The sequence below is a fragment of the Amycolatopsis alba DSM 44262 genome (genome assembly GCF_000384215.1).
Lineage (GTDB): Bacteria > Actinomycetota > Actinomycetes > Mycobacteriales > Pseudonocardiaceae > Amycolatopsis > Amycolatopsis alba.
In genome coordinates this window covers 7,220,532-7,239,064 of the sequence record NZ_KB913032.1, presented here as the reverse complement: position 1 = coordinate 7,239,064, position 18,533 = coordinate 7,220,532, and the positions used below count along the sequence as shown (strand labels likewise).

The 18,533-nt window shown below is 70.7% G+C and carries 9 protein-coding genes; 8 read left to right on the top strand and 1 reads right to left on the bottom strand.

All coding sequences use genetic code 11. The annotated features are described in order from the left end of the window. Nucleotides 1-5: 5 nt before the first annotated feature. From AMYAL_RS47935 to AMYAL_RS46740, 6 genes are all read left to right on the top strand, one after another. On the top strand, nt 6-806 hold the full coding sequence (locus tag AMYAL_RS47935; protein ID WP_020635757.1) for a GNAT family N-acetyltransferase: 801 nt from the start codon (nt 6-8) through the stop codon (nt 804-806). Nucleotides 807-898: 92 nt separating this feature from the next. Beyond that, a complete protein-coding gene (locus AMYAL_RS46745; protein ID WP_020635756.1) occupies nt 899-6,124 on the top strand; it encodes an LLM class flavin-dependent oxidoreductase in 5,226 nt (1,741 codons plus the stop codon). Continuing rightward, on the top strand, nt 6,114-6,320 hold the full coding sequence (locus AMYAL_RS0133955; RefSeq protein ID WP_020635755.1) for an MbtH family protein: 207 nt from the start codon (nt 6,114-6,116) through the stop codon (nt 6,318-6,320). The genes AMYAL_RS46745 and AMYAL_RS0133955 overlap by 11 nt, the downstream gene beginning before the upstream one ends. 10 nt (nt 6,321-6,330) lie before the next feature. Beyond that, complete coding sequence (cysD, locus tag AMYAL_RS50165) at nt 6,331-7,248, top strand: sulfate adenylyltransferase subunit CysD (RefSeq protein WP_020635754.1); 918 nt, start codon at nt 6,331-6,333, stop codon at nt 7,246-7,248. Continuing rightward, nucleotides 7,248-9,074, top strand: a complete 1,827-nt coding sequence (gene cysC, locus AMYAL_RS0133945; protein ID WP_020635753.1) for an adenylyl-sulfate kinase — start codon at nt 7,248-7,250, stop codon at nt 9,072-9,074. The genes cysD and cysC overlap by 1 nt, the downstream gene beginning before the upstream one ends. 19 nt (nt 9,075-9,093) lie before the next feature. Then, nucleotides 9,094-10,434, top strand: a complete 1,341-nt coding sequence (locus AMYAL_RS46740; protein WP_020635752.1) for a M20/M25/M40 family metallo-hydrolase — start codon at nt 9,094-9,096, stop codon at nt 10,432-10,434. Between the two features lie 374 nt (nt 10,435-10,808). Here AMYAL_RS46740 and AMYAL_RS0133935 read toward each other — a convergent pair whose 3' ends face one another. Then, nucleotides 10,809-12,104 carry an MFS transporter gene (locus AMYAL_RS0133935; RefSeq protein ID WP_143267878.1) on the bottom strand — a complete coding sequence of 432 codons (1,296 nt, stop codon included), beginning with the start codon at nt 12,102-12,104 and terminating at the stop codon, nt 10,809-10,811. Nucleotides 12,105-12,220: 116 nt separating this feature from the next. Here AMYAL_RS0133935 and AMYAL_RS0133930 point away from each other — a divergent pair, with 116 nt between their 5' ends. Then, the gene (locus tag AMYAL_RS0133930; protein WP_020635750.1) at nt 12,221-14,848 is read left to right on the top strand and encodes a penicillin acylase family protein; all 2,628 of its coding nucleotides are present in this window, start codon (nt 12,221-12,223) and stop codon (nt 14,846-14,848) included. 261 nt (nt 14,849-15,109) lie between these two features. After that, on the top strand, nt 15,110-18,517 hold the full coding sequence (locus tag AMYAL_RS0133925; protein WP_020635749.1) for a non-ribosomal peptide synthetase: 3,408 nt from the start codon (nt 15,110-15,112) through the stop codon (nt 18,515-18,517). The last annotated feature ends 16 nt before the right edge of the window (nt 18,518-18,533 follow it).

Sequence of the window (18,533 nt, the reverse complement as noted above, 5' to 3'; positions counted from 1 at the left end):
ATAGCTTGACGATCGCCGTCGAGACGCAGGTGAGCGGCGGACTCGCCCGGCGGGTGGCCGAGCTCACCAGCGCCGCCTACCGGTCGGGCGATCTCGTTCCAGGGCTTCCGGTCGCCGACGGCGCGAAGGAGGACGCGGCCGGCGTACTGGCCGACCTCGACGGCGGGCACCGGCTGTGGACCGCGACCGCGGGACCGGTCCTGCTGGGCACGGTCCGCGCCCTGCCGGACGGGCGGGCGTGGTCGGTGCGCAGGCTGGCGGTGTCCCCGCGGGCCCGTCGTCTCGGCGTGGGCAGACGGCTGCTGCGGGCCATCGAGGCCGACGCTCTCGCGGCAGGCGCGTCACACGTGGTGCTCGACGCGGTCGTGGAGCGGGGGAACCCGGTTTTCTACACCAGCGCCGGTTATCGCAGCGTCCGGCACTTCGCGGCCTCGGACAAGCCGCTGTCCGAGGTGCACATGGAACGCGTGCTCACCGAGCCGGTGCCGTCGCTGACCTATCCCGACGCCGCCGACCTCGCGGCGTCGCCACCGGGACTGGTCCGGTCGTGGTGGGAAGACCGGGCGGCCGGCGTCGTCCGCGTGACGGGCCCGGCTCCCGACGGCGTCTCCGCCGGGCTGGACCGGCACCGCGCCCTCGCCGGTGCGGCCGTGCTGCGCGGAGTCGACTGGGCGCCGGGCGCCGCGCCCGGCCCGGACACGGTGGAGCGCTTGCCGGGACGGGCCGGGTCGATCCCCGCCTACGCCCAGCCCCGCCTGGGTGATCCGGAGTTCCTCGCCTGGTGGCGGCTGCCTGCGCGTGGGTAAGGGAATTCCCTGACTGGTTGGGGGAACCCCGCGCCGGACAGGCTGCCAGGGGATGCGTGACGGTCATTTCCTCTGAGCGGGCGAGGAGCGCGATGCAGGAAAGCACTGAGGAGCGATTGGGACGGCTGAGCCCGGCCCAACGCGCGGCGCTGGTGTCCGAGCTGCGGGCGCGCCGGGCCGCTCAGCGGCCGGTCGACCGGGTGCCGGCGGTGGGCCGTGACGAACCACTCCCGTTGTCCTTCGCCCAGCAGCGGCTGTGGCTGCTGCACCAGTGGGCCGAAGGAAAGCCGCTCTACAACACCTCGCTCGGCCTGCGCCTGTACGGACCGCTCGACCCGGAGCTGTTGCGGCGCGCGGTGATCGGGCTGGTCGGCAGGCACGAAGCCTTGCGCACGCACTACTTCAACACGCCCGACGGTCCGCGGCAGCGGCCGGGCACGGTGGCCGACGACGATCTGTTCACGATCGTCGATCTGAGCGAGATCGACCCCGCCCAGCGGGAAAGCTGGGCCGCGGACGTGGTCACCAAGGCCGGACGGCGCGGATTCGATCTTTCCCGTGACCCGTCGCTTCGGGCCACCTTGGTCCGTGTGGCCCCCGACGACCACTTGCTCGTGCTGGCCGCGCATCACATCGCCACGGACGCCTGGTCCACCGAGGTCCTGACCAAGGAACTCATCGAGTTCTACACCGCGGGCCGGGCAGGACGGCCCCCGGTGCTGCCCGAGCTGCCCATCCAGTACGCCGACTTCGCGCACTGGGAACGCGGCCCGGTCGCGCAGGCGAAGCGCGACGCGTCACTCGACTACTGGCGCGACACCCTCGCCGGCCTGGACACCGTGAGCTTCCCGACCGACCGGCCGCGGCCGGTCGAGCCGAGCTGGGCGGGTGAGCAGGTCCAACGGCTGCTGCCCGCGAAGCTGCACCGCGAACTGCTCGACCTCGGCGGCCCTTCGACCAGGGTGCTGCCGCTGGCGCTCGCCGGTCTCGCCGCGGTGATCAGCCGTTACACCGGCCAGCACGACATCGTCGCGGGCACCACCTTCGCCGGGCGCACCCGGCCCGAGCTCGAACCGCTGATCGGCTACTTCGCCAACACCGTGGTGCTGCGGGTCTCCACCGCGGGCGGGCCCGGCTTCAGGGAACTGCTGGCCAGAGCGGGCGACACGGTCTACTCGGCGCACACGCACCAGGACGTCCCGTTCGACCAGCTCGTCAGCGAGCTGCATCCGACTCGCGACCTCAACACCAACCCGCTGTTCCAGGTGGCGTTGCTGCAGACCAACGAGCTGCTCAAGCCGGTACGGATGGTCGACGTCGACGTCGTGACGGTCCCCCTGCACAGCGGGACCGCGAGGTTCGACTTCACCCTCAGCGTCGCCGAGCGGTCTGCGGGCGGTATCGAGATGGGTGTCGAGTTCGCCACCGATCTGTTCGACCGGGCCCGGATGGAGCGGATGCTGGCTCATCTGGAGCGGCTTCTGGAGTCCGGGGTCTCGCGTCCCGACGCGCCCCTGCACGAGCTCGACCTGCTCACCGAGCCCGAGCGGATCCAGCTCACCTCGGGCTGGAACGACACCGCGACCCCGGCCACCACCGCCGAAACCTCGATCGGCGCGGCGTTCGACGCGCAGGTGCGGAAGACACCCGGCACGGCCGCGGTCAAACAGGGCGGCGCCGTGCTCGATTACGGCGCCGTGCAGCGTCGCGCCCACCAGATCGCCCACCGGCTGCTGCGGGCGGGCGCCGGGCCGGGCAGCCTCGTCGGCGTGAGCGTCAGCCGCACGGTCGACGTCGTCCCGGCGCTGCTCGGGGTGCTCAAGGTGGGCGCCGCGTACGTGCCGCTGGACCCGAAGTACCCGGCAAGCAGGCTCGGGGTGATCCTCGCCGACGCCGAACCCGTCGCGGTCCTCTGTGACGCGGTCAGCCGCGGCGTGATCGAAAGCGTGGTCACGGAGCCGGGCAGCGCGACGACCCTGATCGACCTCTCGGACGAGACCCTGGGCGATGAGCCCGACTCGGCGCCGCCGGTGCGGGTGACCGCGGGCATGCCGGCCTACGTCAGCTACACCTCCGGGTCGACAGGGAAGCCCAAGGGCGTCGTCGTCGCCCATCGCAACGTGCTCAACCTCTACACCGAACTCGACCGGCGCCTCGGTTCGGAATCGCCGGGGACCTGGCTCGCGGTCAGCAGTATTTCGTTCGACATCTCCGTGCTCGAACTGTTTTGGACGTTGTCACGGGGGTTCACCGTCGTGCTGGCCGACGCCGACCCGGCGACGTTGCTCGCGATGTCCCGCCGTAACCGCCGCGCGACCGCGACACCGGACTTCAGCCTGTTCTACTTCGCCAGCGACGACGACTCCGCCGAGCCGGGCAGCGACCGCTACCGGCTGCTGCTGGAAGGCGCGAAATTCGCCGACCGCAACGGGTTCTCCGCGGTCTGGACGCCCGAACGGCACTTCCACGCCTTCGGCGGCCAGTATCCCGCGCCCTCGGTCACCGCGGCGGCGCTGGCCATGGTCACCGACCGGATCTCGATCCGCGCCGGCAGCGTCGTGCTGCCGCTGCACCACCCCGTGCGCGTGGCCGAGGAATGGTCGGTGGTCGACAACCTGTCCAACGGCCGGGTCGGCATGGCGCTGGCGTCGGGCTGGCACCACGACGACTTCGTCTTCGCGCCGGAAAACTACGCCGAGCGCAAGAAAGTCATGCTCGAAGGCATCGAGACCGTGCGATCGCTGTGGCGCGGCGAAAGCGTCCCGATGACCGGGGGCACCGGGGCAGGGGTCGACGTCCGTATCCGGCCCGCGCCGGTGCAGGCCGAGCTGCCGATGTGGCTCAGCTCCGCGGGCAGCCCGGACACCTTCCGCGCCGCCGCGCGGGCCGGGCTGGGCGTGCTGACCCATCTGCTCGGCCAGGATCTCGACTCGCTCGGCGAGAAGATCGCCGCCTACCGCGAGACCTGGCGCGAACACCACGGCACCGACGGCGGTCACGTGGCGCTCATGGTGCACACCTTCGTCGACCCGGACCACGATCACGCGCTGGCGACCGCGCGCGGCCCGTTCACCCGGTATCTGGGCACCTCGCTGGATCTGTTGCGCGGCCTGGCCAAGGGGCTCGGCATGGAGTTCGACTCACTCGGCGAGGACGACCGCGCCGCGCTGCTCGACCACGCCGCGGACCGCTATCTCGGCACCGGTGGCCTGTTCGGCACCCCGGCCGAATGCGCGGAGTTCGCGTGGCGGCTCTCCGGGATCGGCGTGGACGAGATCGCTTGCCTGATCGACTTCGGCATCGACCCCGAGCAGGTGCTCGCGAGCCTGCCGCACCTCGACATCGTGCGGCGCGCGTTCCACACGCTTCGCGAGCAGCAAAGCGAAGACGCCGAGGACACCAGCTTGGCCGCGTTGATCCGCGAGCACGGCGTGACCCACCTTCAGTGCACCCCGACGCTCGCCGGGTTCCTCGCCGCCGATCCCGGCTCCGCCGACGCGCTGGCCGCGTTGCGCGTGCTGTTCGTCGGTGGTGAGGCGCTGCCCGCGGACCTCGCCCGGCGGCTCGCCGAGCTCACCCCCGCGGCGCTGCACAACATGTACGGCCCCACCGAGACCACCGTGTGGTCCACCGCGGAACTCGTCGGCGGCCTCGACGCCGAGGCGGGGTCCGTGCCGATCGGGCTGCCGCTGGCGAACGAGACGGCGTACGTGCTCGACAACGGGATGAACCCGCAACCCGTCGGCGTCGCGGGCGAGCTGTACCTCGGCGGTGACGGCGTCGCGGCCGGATACCACCGGCGCCCGGCGCTGACCGCGCGGCAGTTCGTCCCCGATCCCTTCGGCGGGCAGGGAAAACAGCTCTACCGCACCGGCGATCTCGCGCGCAGGCTCGCCGACGGCAGGCTGGAGTTCCTCGGCCGCCGCGACAGCCAGGTCAAGATCCGCGGGCACCGGGTGGAGCTGGGCGAGATCGAAGCCGTGCTGCTGAGCCATCCCGGCGTGCGCTCGGCCGCCGTCGCCATGCGGGGGGAGCCCGGCAAGGAGTTCCTGGTGGGCTACGTCGTGCCCGAAGACGGCATCGAGCAGCCCGACGACGCCGCGCTCCGCCTCCATCTGCGTGACGCGCTGCCGGAGCACATGGTGCCGGCGAGGTTCAGCAGGCTCGAGAGCTTCCCGATGACCCCCAACGGGAAAGTCGATCGCAAGAACCTGCCGGATCCCGGCGGCATCACGACGGCGGCAGAATACGAACCGCCCGCCACCCACGCCGAGCGCGTCCTGGCCGAGGTCTGGCAGGAAGTGCTCGGGATCGCGCGGATCGGGGTCCGGTCCGGGTTCTTCGACCTGGGCGGCAACTCGATCTCCGTGGTTCTGGTGGTGGACAACGCGAATCGCCGCGGGGTGCCGATCACCGCACGGCAGCTGTTCGCGCACCAGACGATCAGGGAACTCGCCGGGGTCGCCGAAACCGACGACCCGGCCGACCCGATCGTCGCGCTCCGGTCGGCGGGCTCGGCGCCGCCGCTGATCTGCCTCCACGCGAGTACCGGCTCGTCACTGCCTTACGTCGCGCTGAGCCAGGAGCTGGGACCGGACCGGCCCTGTTACGCCGTCGAACTGCCCGACGCGCTGCCCGGCGAACTGAGCGTGACGCGGCTCGCGGGCCTCTACGCCGACGCCATCGGCGCGCGATGGCCGGACGGGCCGCTCCATCTCGTCGGCTGGTCGCTCGGCGGCAGCCTGGCCGTGGCCGTGGCCGCCGAGTTGCGCGAAGCCGGACGCGAGGTCGGCCTGCTCGCGCTGCTCGACACCGCCGCACCCGCGGTGCCCACCGTCGAGGTGCCGCTGCCGGTCGCGATCGACGGTTTCGTGCGCAGCGTCGCCGAGGCCGCCGGTATCGACATCGCTTCGGACATCGGCGAACTGAGCGCGCTGGAGCCCGACGCGCAGTTCGCCGTCGCGCTCGACCGGCTGGACGCGGCAGGCCTGCTCCCGGCCGGGCAACGCGCCGAGATGCTGGCGCGTGCCCGCGTCTTCGTCGAGCTGACCACCGCGGTGTCGCGCTGGGAACCCGCGCCCTGCCGGGGCGAAGTGACCCTGATCCGGCCGGAGCGGTCCACCACCACCGTGGCCGCTTGGGAGTCCTTCGCGGACGGCCCGGTGCGGACCGTCACCGTGCCCGGCGACCACTTCACCATGACCAACGCCGCCAACGCCGCCGGCCTGGCCGCCGTGCTGACCGACCTGGCCGCCCGTGCCGAGGCGGCGACCGACCCGATCGCCCAGTCCGATGTGGAGGTTCACCATGCCCGATGAAGACGAAGACGACACCCGCTACACCGTGGTCGTCAACCATGAGGAGCAGTACTCGATCTGGCCGACCTACCGTGAGGTCCCGGCGGGCTGGCGCGAGGCAGGCGTGACGGGCACCAAAAGCGAGTGCCTTGCCCACGTGGAGACGGTCTGGACGGATATGCGGCCCTTGAGCCTTCGCCGCGCGATGGGGTCGTGAGCGGCCGGAAGTGACGACGACCGAGAGTTACGAGATCTCGCATCTCGACACGCTGGAAGCCGAGACGGTGCACATCTTCCGCGAGGTGGCGGCGACACTGGAACGTCCGGTGCTGCTGTTCTCCGGCGGCAAGGACTCGATGGTGATGCTGCACGTCGCGGTCAAGGCGTTCTGGCCGGCGCCGCCACCGTTCCCGGTGCTGCACGTCGACACCGGGCACAACTTCGACGAGGTGATCGAGTTCCGCGACCGGGTCGTGCGGGAGACCGGCGTCCGGCTGCTCGTCAGCTCTGTGCAGGACGACATCGACGCGGGCCGGGTGGTGGAGGAGACCGGTCCCGGCGCGGGCCGTAACCGCCTGCAGACCACCACCCTCATCCGCGGGATCGCCGAGCACGGTTTCGACGCCGTCTTCGGCGGCGCGCGCCGTGACGAGGAGAAGGCGCGGGCCAAGGAACGGGTGTTCAGCCTCCGTGACGAGTTCGGCCAGTGGGATCCGCGCACGCAGCGCCCCGAGCTGTGGGACCTCTACAACGGCAGGCACCGCCGTGGCGAGCACCTGCGGGTGTTCCCGCTGTCGAACTGGACGGAACTCGACATCTGGTCCTACATCCGCGACGAGCGGATCGACCTGCCGTCGATCTACTACTCCCACCGGCGCGAGGTGGTCGAGCGTGACGGGATGCTGCTGGCGCACACCCCGTACCTGACGCTGGCCGAAGGGGAACAGCCGTATCCGGCCACGGTGCGATTCCGCACCGTCGGCGACGCGACCTGCACCGGATGCGTCGAATCCACCGCGGGCACGCCGGAGGAAGTGGTCGCCGAGGTGGCCGCCAGCCGGGTCACCGAACGAGGGGCGACCCGCGCGGACGACCGGATCTCCGAAACCGGCATGGAGGACAGGAAGCGGGAGGGGTACTTCTAGTGCGGTCTCGGGTACAGCTGCTGCGACTGGCCACGGCGGGAAGCGTCGACGACGGGAAGTCGACCCTGATCGGACGGCTGCTCTACGACTCCAAAGCCATCTTCACCGATCAGCTGGCATCGATCGAACGGGCGGGCCGCGCTCGCGGCGCGGACCAGCTCGACCTCGCCCTGCTCACCGACGGACTGCGTGCCGAACGGGAACAGGGCATCACCATCGACGTCGCCTACCGCTATTTCGCCACGCCCCGGCGCCGGTTCGTCATCGCCGACACCCCTGGGCATCTGCAGTACACCCGCAACATGGTCACCGGGGCGTCGACGGCCGATCTCGCGCTCATCCTGGTGGACGCGCGCAAGGGGCTGCTGGAGCAGTCGAGGCGGCACGCTTTCCTCGCCAGCCTGCTCGGCATCGGGCATCTCGTGGTGTGCGTCAACAAGATGGACCTCGTGGACTGGTCGTCCGAGCGCTTCGAGCAGATCCGTGAGGAGTTCGAGCAGTTCGCGATGAAGCTTCGGGTCACCGGCGTGACCTTCGTGCCGATGTCGGCCCTGCACGGGGACAACGTCGTGTTCCCCGGTGCGCAGATGCCGTGGTACGACGGTCCTCCGCTGTTGCAGCATCTCGAACAGGTCCATCTCGCCGCCGCCCGCAACCTGATCGACGCCCGGCTGCCCGTGCAGTACGTGGCGCGGCACGGCGAGTTCCGCGGGTACGCGGGAACCGTCGCCGGTGGGGTGTTCCGCCCTGGCGACGACGTCGTCGTGCTGCCGTCGGGTGTCGGCTCGACCGTCGAAGCGATTCACGCCCCTGGAGGACAGGAAGCGGCGTACGCGTTCGCGCGGCAGGCGGTGACCGTGCGGCTGGCCGACGAACTCGACGTGCGCCGCGGCGACCTGATCTGCAAGGTGGGCAACCGGCCGGAGGTCGGGCGCGATCTCGACGCGATGGTCTGCTGGTTCAGCGACCGCGGCACCCTCACCGCGGGCTCGCGGCTGCTCGTCCAGCACAGCACCCAGCAGGCGAGGGCCACCGTGCACAGCTTGCGCTACCGGATCGACGTCACCACGCTGCATCGCGACGAGACGGCGGAATCGTTGTCCCTCAACGAGATCGGCCGGATCAGCCTGCACACCCAGACCCCGCTGGCCTACGACACCTACGAGCGGAACCGGACCACCGGCAGTTTCATCCTCATCGACGAGAACACCGGCGACACCGTCGCCGCCGGGATGGTCCTCCGCCCGGCCGAGGCCGCGCCGACCGTGGTGCCACACCGCGCGACGGTCACCAGGAGCCATCGAGCCACTCGTGGCTGCACGGTGTGGCTCACCGGCCTTTCGGCGTCGGGCAAGTCCACCATCGCCGCCGAGCTCGAACGGTCGCTGATCGACGACGGCAAGCCCGCTTACCTGCTCGACGGGGACAACATCCGGCTCGGGCTCAACGCCGACCTGGGCTTCAGCGCCGAGGACCGCGCCGAGAACGTCCGGCGCGTCGGCGAGGTCGCGCGGCTGTTCGCCGACTCGGGCGCGGTGGCGATCGTCGCGCTGATCAGCCCGTACCGGGCCGACCGGGACCGGGTGCGCGCGAACCACGACGAAGCGGGCCTGCCGTTCCTCGAAGTCTTCGTGGACACCCCGATCGCGGTCTGCGAGTCACGCGATCCCAAGGGCCTCTACGAACGAGCCCGCAAGGGTGAGATCCCCGGTTTCACCGGGATCAGCGCACCGTACGAGTCGCCCCGGCGGCCGGACCTGGTCCTGCGCCCCGACGACGGCGACGTGCGGACGCTGGCCACCAGAATCCGCACCCTGCTCGACTGACCCGAAGGAGCCCGCGCCGATGCCGCCGGAGTTCGCCAGCGATCCGCTGCCCCTGCTGCAGGACCTGATCAGGATCGACACCACCAACCCGCCGGGCCGCGAAGGCGAGGTCGTCGCCTACCTGCAGCGGCTGCTGGCCGACAGCGGGGCGGAGCTGACGGTCCTCGGGCCGGATCCCTTGCGCACCAACCTCGTCGCCCGCTTCCCCGGCCGGGGCGAGGCCCCGCCGCTGCTGCTGCACGCGCATTCCGACGTGGTCCCGGTGGACGGGCAGAAGTGGGACCATCCGCCGTTCGAGGCCAGGATCGTCGACGACCACGTCTGGGGCCGCGGCGCGATCGACATGAAGGGCGGCCTGGCGATGATGCTCGCCGCGCTGTCCCGGCTGGCCGCGGCCGGGGAACGGCCGGCGGGTGACGTGCTGCTGGCGGTGGTGGCCGACGAGGAGGCGGGCAGCGCTGTCGGCGCCCGCTATCTGGTGGACCGGCATCCCGGCCTGTTCGACGGGGTGCGGTACGCCATCGGTGAGGAGGGCGGCGCCGGTGTCGATCTGGCCGGGCTGCGGTTCCATCCGATCGTGGTGGCCGAAAAACGGGCCTGCTGGCTCCGGGTGACCCTGCGCGGCCCCGGTGGCCACGGTTCGCGGCTGACCCCGCCGGACACGCCGATGGCGCGGCTCGGCAAGCTGCTCACCGCGCTGAGCGGGACGAGGCTGCCGCGGCACCAGACCCAGGCCGCCGACCGGATGCTCGCCGCGCTGGCCGCCGCGCTGCCGGAGCCGATGGCGTCCGGGGTCGCCCGGTACCGGGCCGACCAGGCGGGCGACCCTCGCCCGGAAGGCCTGCCGCTGACCGAGGCCTTGCGCCTCGACTCGGTGCTCCGGCACACCGCCAACCCGACGATCGTGCGGACCACCGAGAAGATCAACGTGGTCCCCAGCGAGATCACCGTCGACCTGGACGGCCGGGTGCTGCCCGGCGGGTTCACCGTCGAGGACTTCACCGGCGAACTGCGCGACCTCATCGGCCACGACGCCGAGTTCGAGTTGCTGCTGGAAGGGTCGATGGTCCGCCCGGAGCTGATCGCGGAACCGGAGTTCGGCGGCTTCTACGACACCATGGCCGAGATCCTCACCAAAGCCGACTCCGGCGCGACCCCGCTGCCGATGGTGTCACCGGCGTCCACCGACGCCCGGCTGTTCGCGCAGCTGGGTATCCGGTGCTACGGCTGGCTTCCGCTGCGGCTGCCCGCCGGGGTCGACTACCGCGGCATGCTGCACACCGCCAACGAACGGGTCCCGGTCGAGGCACTGGAGTTCGGCACCACCTGCCTGCGGGACCTCCTCCGCTCCTACCGCTGACCCTCCGTCCCCCCTTCACGGACTTTGTTCACCTATGCCTGACCTGCGCGAGGGTGGTAGTTGCGCGGGTGTATTCCGGTCACAGACCTTGATCAACGGAAGATTCCGGACGTTCAACGGCCGGAATTTTCCCCCGTCGACCACACCGCTGCCCAGCACAAGCCCCGCCCGGCACCAAGACGAAACAGCGCCCGCCTGTGAAGGATTGAGACGTTCACTATCCCAAATCCCTCATCAACGAGACCGAGCGTGGAAGATTCAGGACGCCGAACGTCCCAAATCCTCCACACCCGACCACCAACCGCACCAATGAGTGAGCAAATACTGGTCCCTCAAGGAGGCCTTCACGGACTTCGGGCGCAGGGCGCGCGGGGTCAGCCGAGGTCCGGGAGGGTGCGCAGGGTGCGGATCGGGCGGCTCGCCGCCGGGACGGCCGACAGCACCAGCAGGCACGGCGCCAGGAACAGCACCGCCCTGGCGCCGAACGCGTCGACGAGGAAACCGGCCGTGCCCGCCCCGATCGACAACATGCCGAAGCTGATCAACCGGTAGCTGGCGTTCATCCGGGCGTGCAGCGCGCTCGGCGTGGACCGCTGGCGCACGGTCAGCGCGATCACGCTGCCGCTCGCCGACCCGGTCACGCCGAGGAACAGGCCGATCCCGCAGATCAGGATGTCGCCGCTCCCGCCGTCCGCCAGCGGCAGCAGGAAATAGGAACTGGTGGAGAACACCAGCGAGACCAGCAGCGAACGGCCGTAGCCGAGTCGCCGGATCAGGATCGGGATGCCCAGCGAGCCCACGATGCCGCCGATCCCGCTGGCCACCATGACCGCGCCGTAGACAGCCGGATCGTGGCCGAGTACCCGCACGAAGTAGATCAGGAACGCCACCACGATCATCGCGGAACCGGCGTTGTAGATCCCGGCGTGGGTCACCAGGGCGCGCACCGGCGGATTGCGGAGGACCGCATGCAGCCCTTCGGTGAGTTCGCGGCGTGGATCCCGGTCCGCTTTCCGTTCCGGCACGACCTCACGGTGCCGGATGAGCAGCAGGGCGTTGGCGGAGGTGAGATAGGACAACCCGTCGAACACGAGCGTGCCCGCCGGGCCGAACAGCCCGCTGAGCCAGCCGGCGAGACCGGGGCCCGCGGTGGCGCTGACCGCCAGGTTGACCGAAACAGCGCTGTTGGCCGAAGTCAGGTGCTGCGCGCTGACGAGCCGGGGCACGTAGCTGGTCGCGGCGATGTCATACAGCACCGTCATCACCCCGCCCGCGATCGCGACGACGTAGAGCAGCGGGAGCGTCAGAAACCCGAACAGCGCCAGCAGCGGGACCGCCATCACCAGCACGAACCGGCCGAAGTCCATGACGATCATCACCGGCCGCTTGGTCCGGCGGTCCAGCCACACCCCGGCGAACAGCGGGAGCAGGAAGAACGGCGCCATGTAGCACGCCTGCAACAGGCCGACCTGCGTGCCCGAGCCGTCGAGCACGGTCACCACCAGCAGGGGCAGCACGAACTCGGTGATACGGGAACCGAACTGGGAGACCAGGTCCCCGGTCCAGAACCGGCGGAAGTCCCGCTGGGACCGCAGCCGTCGCGGGCTTTCGGCCTTGGCGGCCGCGTCGATGGCCATCTCACTCGTCCCCAGGGTCGGGTGCGTGGTCACGCGGCAACGCCCGGCCCGCGCGATGGACCCGGCAAGGGTCGCACCACGCGGATACCGACGGCAGTCAGGAGAATCCCCGGCTACTCCACCCGGCGGCCGCGGACGATCCTGCGGGGGTGGGCGACGCGCTGAACACCGTGGACACCGAAACCGAGGCACCCCAGGGCGAGCCGGCCGACCCCGGCCGCAAGCGGCGCCGGGGCTGGCGACGGCTGCGGACCATCGCCTGGTCGCTCGTCGTCGTGCTCATCGTGATCGTCTCCAGTGCCGGTCTCTACGTGACGTGGGCGGTGCGGCATTCGTTCCCCACCGTGGAGGGCACGCTCGCGGTGCCGGGGCTGACCGGCCCGGCAGAGGTGCTGCGCGACGGCTACGGCGTGCCGCAGATCTACGCCGACAATCCGCACGACCTGTTCCTCGCCCAGGGCTACACGCATGCCCAGGACCGGTTCTGGGAGATGGACGTCCGTCGCCACATCACCTCCGGCAGGCTCTCGGAGCTCTTCGGCGAGAGCCAGGTGGTCACCGACTCGACCGTGCGGACCATGGGCTGGCGCCAGGTGGCCGAGCAGGAGCTTCCGCTGCTGTCCCAGCGCACCAGGGACTACCTGCAGGCCTACGCGGACGGCGTGAACGCCTACCTTGCCGAGCACAGCGGGACCGGGCTGAGCCTGGAGTACACCGTGCTCGGCGTGATCAACTCCGGCTACACCCCGGCACCCTGGACCCCGGCCGACTCCGTCGCCTGGCTGAAGGCCATGGCGTGGGATCTCAACGGCACGGTGACCGATCAGGCCCGGCACGCGATGCTGGCCGCGGTCATGCCCCCGGAGACGATCCGGCAGCTGTACCCGGACTACGACTTCCAGCGCTGGGAACCCACCGTGCAGCCCGGCGAGACCAGCCGCGACCCGAAACCGGTCGGCGGGGGCAGCACCGCGCCGTCGTCCGCGGACCCCGGCACCGGGGACATGGCGGGCGCGCTGCGCGACGCGGCGGAGGCGTCGACGGCGCTCGACGACGTGCTCGGCCCGCGCGGCGAGGGCATCGGGTCCAACGGCTGGGTGGTCTCCGGGAAGCTCACCGCGAGCGGGAAACCCATGCTGGCCAACGATCCTCACCTCGCCCCGCAGATGCCGAGCCTCTGGTACCAGAACGGCCTGCACTGCCGTTCGGTCGGCAAGGACTGCCCGTTCGACGTGTCCGGATTCGGCTTTTCCGGCATGCCGGGGGTCATCATCGGGCACAACGCCGACATCTCCTGGGGCCTCACCAACCTCGGCCCCGCCGACACCGACCTGTACCTGGAGCGGGTGACCGACGGGGACTACGAATACCAGGGCCGGAAGGTCCCGCTGCAGACACGCCAGGAGGTGATCAAGGTCGCGGGCGGCAAGGACCGGGTGATCACCGTGCGCTCCACCGGGCACGGGCCGATCCTTTCCGACGTCGTCGACCGGCTGAAGTCCGCCGGGCAGAGCGGCCGGTCACCAGGGGCCGATCCGGTGGGCGGCGGATACGCGGTCGCCATCAAGTGGACCGCGTTGCAGCCCGCCCGCACCCTCGACGCCGTCTTCGAACTGGACGCCGCCCGCGACTGGCACACGTTCCGCCAGGCCGCGTCGAAGTTCGCGGCCCCGGCGCAGAACATGCTCTACGCCGACCGGTTCGGCCACATCGGTTATCAGGCCCCCGGCCTGATCCCGGTCCGCAAACAGGGCGACGGCCGGTATCCGGTACCGGGCTGGACCGACGAGTACGAATGGACGGGCTACATCCCGTTCGACGCGCTGCCCAGCGCGCTGGACCCGGCGAGCGGGTACTTCGTCAACGCGAACAACGCGGTCACCGACCCGTCGTACCCGTACCTGATCACCAAGGCCTGGGGCGACGGCAACCGCAGCCAGCGGATCACCGACCTGATCAAACAGGGCGGCAAGCTCGACGTCGCCGCGATGCAGCGGATCCAGCTCGACACCTACAACGTCAACGCCGAGACGCTGACCCCGCGCCTGCTGGCCGCCCAGGTCGGCAAGGACACCGAGAAGGCAAGAAACCTGTTGCGGGGCTGGGATTTCACCCAGCCTGCCGACTCGGCGCCCGCCGCCTACTTCAACGCCGTCTGGCGAAACCTGCTGCGGCTGATGTTCACCGACAAACTGACCAACGGCGCGCCGAAGGTCGACGTGGACGGCGGCGGCCAGTGGTTCGAGGTGGTCCGTGGCCTGCTGGACCGTCCTGACGACGAGTTCTGGCACAACACCACCGACCCGCGCGGCCTGCGTGGCCGCGACGCCATGCTGGGCGCGGCGATGGACGACGCGGCCAAGGAACTGACCGATCGCCTCGGTGCGGACCCCGGCGCCTGGCGCTGGGGCGAGCTGCACCGGCTCACCCTGAAGAACCAGACCCTCGGCACCGGCCCGGCGCCGGTGCAGTGGCTGCTCAACCGCGGGCCGTACGAGCTCGGGGGCGGACCGGCCACCATCAACGCCGCCGGCTGGAACGCCAAGAAGGGCTACGACGTCAACTGGGTCCCGTCCATGCGCATGGTGGTCGACTGGGCGAACCTGGACTCCTCGCGCTGGATCAACCTCACCGGGGCGTCCGGGCACGCGTTCGACGAGCACTACGACGACCAGATGCCGCTCTGGCAACGCGGCGAGTCCACCGCGTGGGCGTTCGGCCGTGACGCGGTCACGGCAGCCACGAAGAACCACCTGACGCTGAAGCCACCCGGCTAGGCCGTGTCGCGAAGGATGCTTTCGCGACGTCGGCGGACGGCGGCCGCGCTCGCTGCTGGTGATCAGATGGACGACACGCGTGCTTGGACGGACATCACGCGTGTCGTCCATCCAAGCACGCGTGCCGTCCGCTCAAGCACGCTTCGGCCGGGCTGTCGTGAGTGTTGTAGGGCTGATCCCGGACTTGTCGGCCCGCACCCGCGTCGATGATCCTGGCGACGCCCCGCGATGTTCTCGAAGCCATCAAGCCTGGAGTGGCCAATGACCGGTGCCGGTCAGCACGGTGCGGATGTGGACACCGACCTCGACGCGGTCCTGCGCGGCCTGTCGCCGGAAAAACGGCGGCTGGTGGCGGCGGAACTGGCGCGCCGGGCCGCGGTGGCGTCGGCGATCCCCGTCACCGCGCGGACCGGTGACCCGTTGCCGTGTTCCTACGCGCAGGAACGCCTGTGGTACCTCGAACAGACCGATCCGGGGTCGATCGCCTACGTCGTGCCCGCGGCGGTGCGGTTCACCGGCGTGCTACAGGTGGAAGCGCTGCGGCGGTCTCTCGACGAGATCGTGCGCAGGCACGAGGTGCTGCGCACGACGTTCACCGATCGCGGCGGGGTTCCCGGCCAGCTCGTGCACGACGCCGAGCCGCTCACCATCCCGTTGGTGGATCTGAGCGACCGGTCGGCCGAGGCCGCCGAGGCCGAGGTGCGCGAGCGGTACCAGCAGGAGGTCCGGCTGCCGTTCGACCTGGCCGCCGGCCCGTTGATCCGGGCCTGTGTGCTCAAGGTGAGCGACACCGAGCACGTACTCCTGCTGAGCACGCACCACATCGTCTCGGACGGCTGGTCCATCGGTGTCCTGCAACAAGAACTGACGACGCTGTACCAGGCGTACGTGGCGGGCGAGGAGTCCCCGCTGCCGGAGTTGCCGGTGCAGTACGCCGATTTCGCCGTCTGGCAGCGAGGACGGGTGAACGACGGCGAGCTCGACGAGCAGGTGTCGTACTGGCGTGATCACCTGGCCTTCGCGCCGGTGCTGGAGCTGCCGACGGACAAGTTGCGCCCCGCGGCGAGGTCCTCGGCGGGGGAGTCGGTCCCGTTGCGCCTGGGCGCGGACACCGTCCGCGCCGTCGAAAAACTCGCCGAAGGTGAGCAGGCCACCCAATTCATGGTGCTGCTCGCCGCGTACACCGTGCTGTTGCGGCGGTGGAGCGGGCAGCAGGAGATGATCATCGGCTCGCCGATCGCCAACCGGGGGCACGTGGACATCGAGCCGCTGGTCGGGTTCTTCGTGAACACCTTGCCGTTGCGGATGGACACCTCGGGCGACCCGAGTTTCCGCGAACTCGTCCGGGCCGCGCGTGCCGAATGCCTCGCCGCGTACGCCCACCAGGACGTCCCGTTCGAGCGGATGGTGGCCGAGTCCGGAGTGGACCGTTCGGCGGGCTCGATCCCGCTGGTGCAGACCCTGCTCGCGCTGCGGAACGTGCCGATGGCCCGGTTGCGGCTGCCGGGACTGCAGGTGAGCGAGCTCGACCTGCGCACCGAGTCGACCAAATTCGACCTGACCCTGGATCTGGTGCCCACCACCGACGGCGGTCTCGACGGCCGGGCGGAGTTCAGCTCGGACCTGTTCGAAGCGGACACCGTCCGCCGGATGGTCGCCGCGTTCGAGCTGCTGCTGGCCGCCGGGCTGGCCGATCCGGAGACGCCCGTCTCCCGGCTGCCGATCGCCGGGCCCGGCGAACTGGCGGAGATGATCGACGTCGCGAGCGGTGGAGGTTCGGCGGAGCCCGCGAAGACCGCCGGCACCCTGCACGGCCTGTTCGAACGACAGGTGGATCTCGCCCCTGACGCGGAGGCGGTGGCCTTCGGCGAGGAGGTGCTGACCTACCGCGAACTGGACGAGCGCGCGAACCGGCTCGCCTGGTTCCTGCGTGCGGAAGGGGTCCGGCCGGAGCAGCTGGTCGGGATCTCGCTGCCGCGGTCGGAACTGATGATCGTCGCGGTGCTCGGCATCCTGAAGGCGGGCGCCGGGTACGTCCCGCTCGACCCGAACTACCCCCGCCGCCGCGTCGCCTACATGGCCGAGGACGCCGGTGCGGCCCTGGTGCTCACCCATTCCTCGGTGGCAGACCCCGAGCGCGTGCGGACCAGCGACGACGCCGAGGACACCCGCCTGGTCTGCCTCGACGTGGAGGCGGACCGCATCGCGGGGTACCCGGCCGAGCGCCCTCCCGCGGTGGTCGCCGAGCCGAACCTCGCCTACGTCATCTACACCTCCGGCTCGACCGGGCGTCCCAAGGGATCGGCGAACGAGCACGGCCGGGTGGCGAACACCCTGAACGGCGTCAACGGCGCCTACGCGCTGACCCCGGCCGACCGGATGCTCGCCATCTCCTCGCTGAACTACGACATGTCGGTGTACGAGGTTTTCGGCACACTCGCCGCCGGTGCGACGATCGTCGTCCCCAGCGACATCGAGACCACCGACCCGGAGCAGCTGCTCGAACTGTTGCGCACCATGCGGGTGACCGCGTGGAGTTCCGCGCCGGCGCTGCTGGACATGCTGGTCAACCACGCCTACCGGCGCGGCGGCATGGACGGGGTCGTGCTGCGCGCGGTCGGGCTCGGCGGGGACCGCATGCCCCCGGCGCTGCCCGGCAGGCTCGCCGAGCTGGTGCCCGGTGTGCGGCTGCTCAACCTCGCCGGGATGACCGAGGCGTCCTACTGCAGCACCTTTCACCCGGTCGCCGAGCGCAGCCCGGCGGGCGTGCTCTGGGGCCGGTCGCTGCCCAACCACCGGCTCTACGTGCTCGACGAGCACGGCGAGCCGACTCCGCCAGGCGTGGCCGGGGAACTGTTCATCGGCGGCGCGGGACCGGGCCGCGGCTACTGGCACCAGCCAAGCCTGACCGCTCAGCGGTTCCTGCCGGATCCGTACAGCCCGGAGCCGGGTGGCCGGATGTACGCGACGGGCGACCACGCGCGGTTCCTGGCAAGCGGGGACCTCGATTTCCTCGGCAGGCTCGACCTCCAGGTCAAGATCCGGGGCTTCCGGATCGAACTCGGCGAGATCGAGAACGTGCTGTCCGGGCATCCGTCGGTGACCGAGCCGGTGGTCGTCGCCTACACCGACGCCGTCGGCGAACGCCGCCTGGCCGCCTACGTGACGCCGAACGGGGACAACCGGCCGACCGCCGCGGAGCTGCGCGCCCATCTTTCCGACCGGCTGCCGGACCACATGGTGCCGTCGGCCTACCTGGTACTGGACAAGCTTCCCTTGCTGCCCAGCGGAAAGCTGAACCGGGCCGCGCTGCCCGCACCCGGTGCCGACCGGCCGGAAACCAGTTACACGGCCCCCGCGGGCGCGCTGGAGCAGTTGCTCGTCGACGTGTGGTCCGAACTGCTCCCGGTGCCGCGGATCGGTACCACGGACGACTTTTTCGAGCTGGGCGGCCATTCCCTGCTCGCCACGCAGGCGGTGTCACGGGTCCGCGAGCTGCTGCGGGTCAAGCTGGACATCCCCGGTTTCCTCGCGGCGCGCACGGTGCGTGCGGTCGCGACGTACCTGCGCGAGCTCGGCACCGTCGAGGGAATCGACGCCGACGCCGTGGCCGAGCTGGTCCTCGAGGTGAGCGCCATGTCCGACGAAGAGGTCCGCGACCGGCTGTAGCCGGCGAGGTGAAGAG

Bases quoted from the DNA above. Each gene is read 5' to 3' on its own strand.
- AMYAL_RS0133925 (WP_020635749.1), top strand. From the start codon at position 15,110: ATGACCGGTGCCGGTCAGCACGGTGCGGATGTGGACACCGACCTCGAC.
- AMYAL_RS46745 (WP_020635756.1), top strand. From the start codon at position 899: ATGCAGGAAAGCACTGAGGAGCGATTGGGACGGCTGAGCCCGGCCCAA.
- AMYAL_RS0133955 (WP_020635755.1), top strand. From the start codon at position 6,114: ATGCCCGATGAAGACGAAGACGACACCCGCTACACCGTGGTCGTCAAC.
- AMYAL_RS46740 (WP_020635752.1), top strand. From the start codon at position 9,094: ATGCCGCCGGAGTTCGCCAGCGATCCGCTGCCCCTGCTGCAGGACCTG.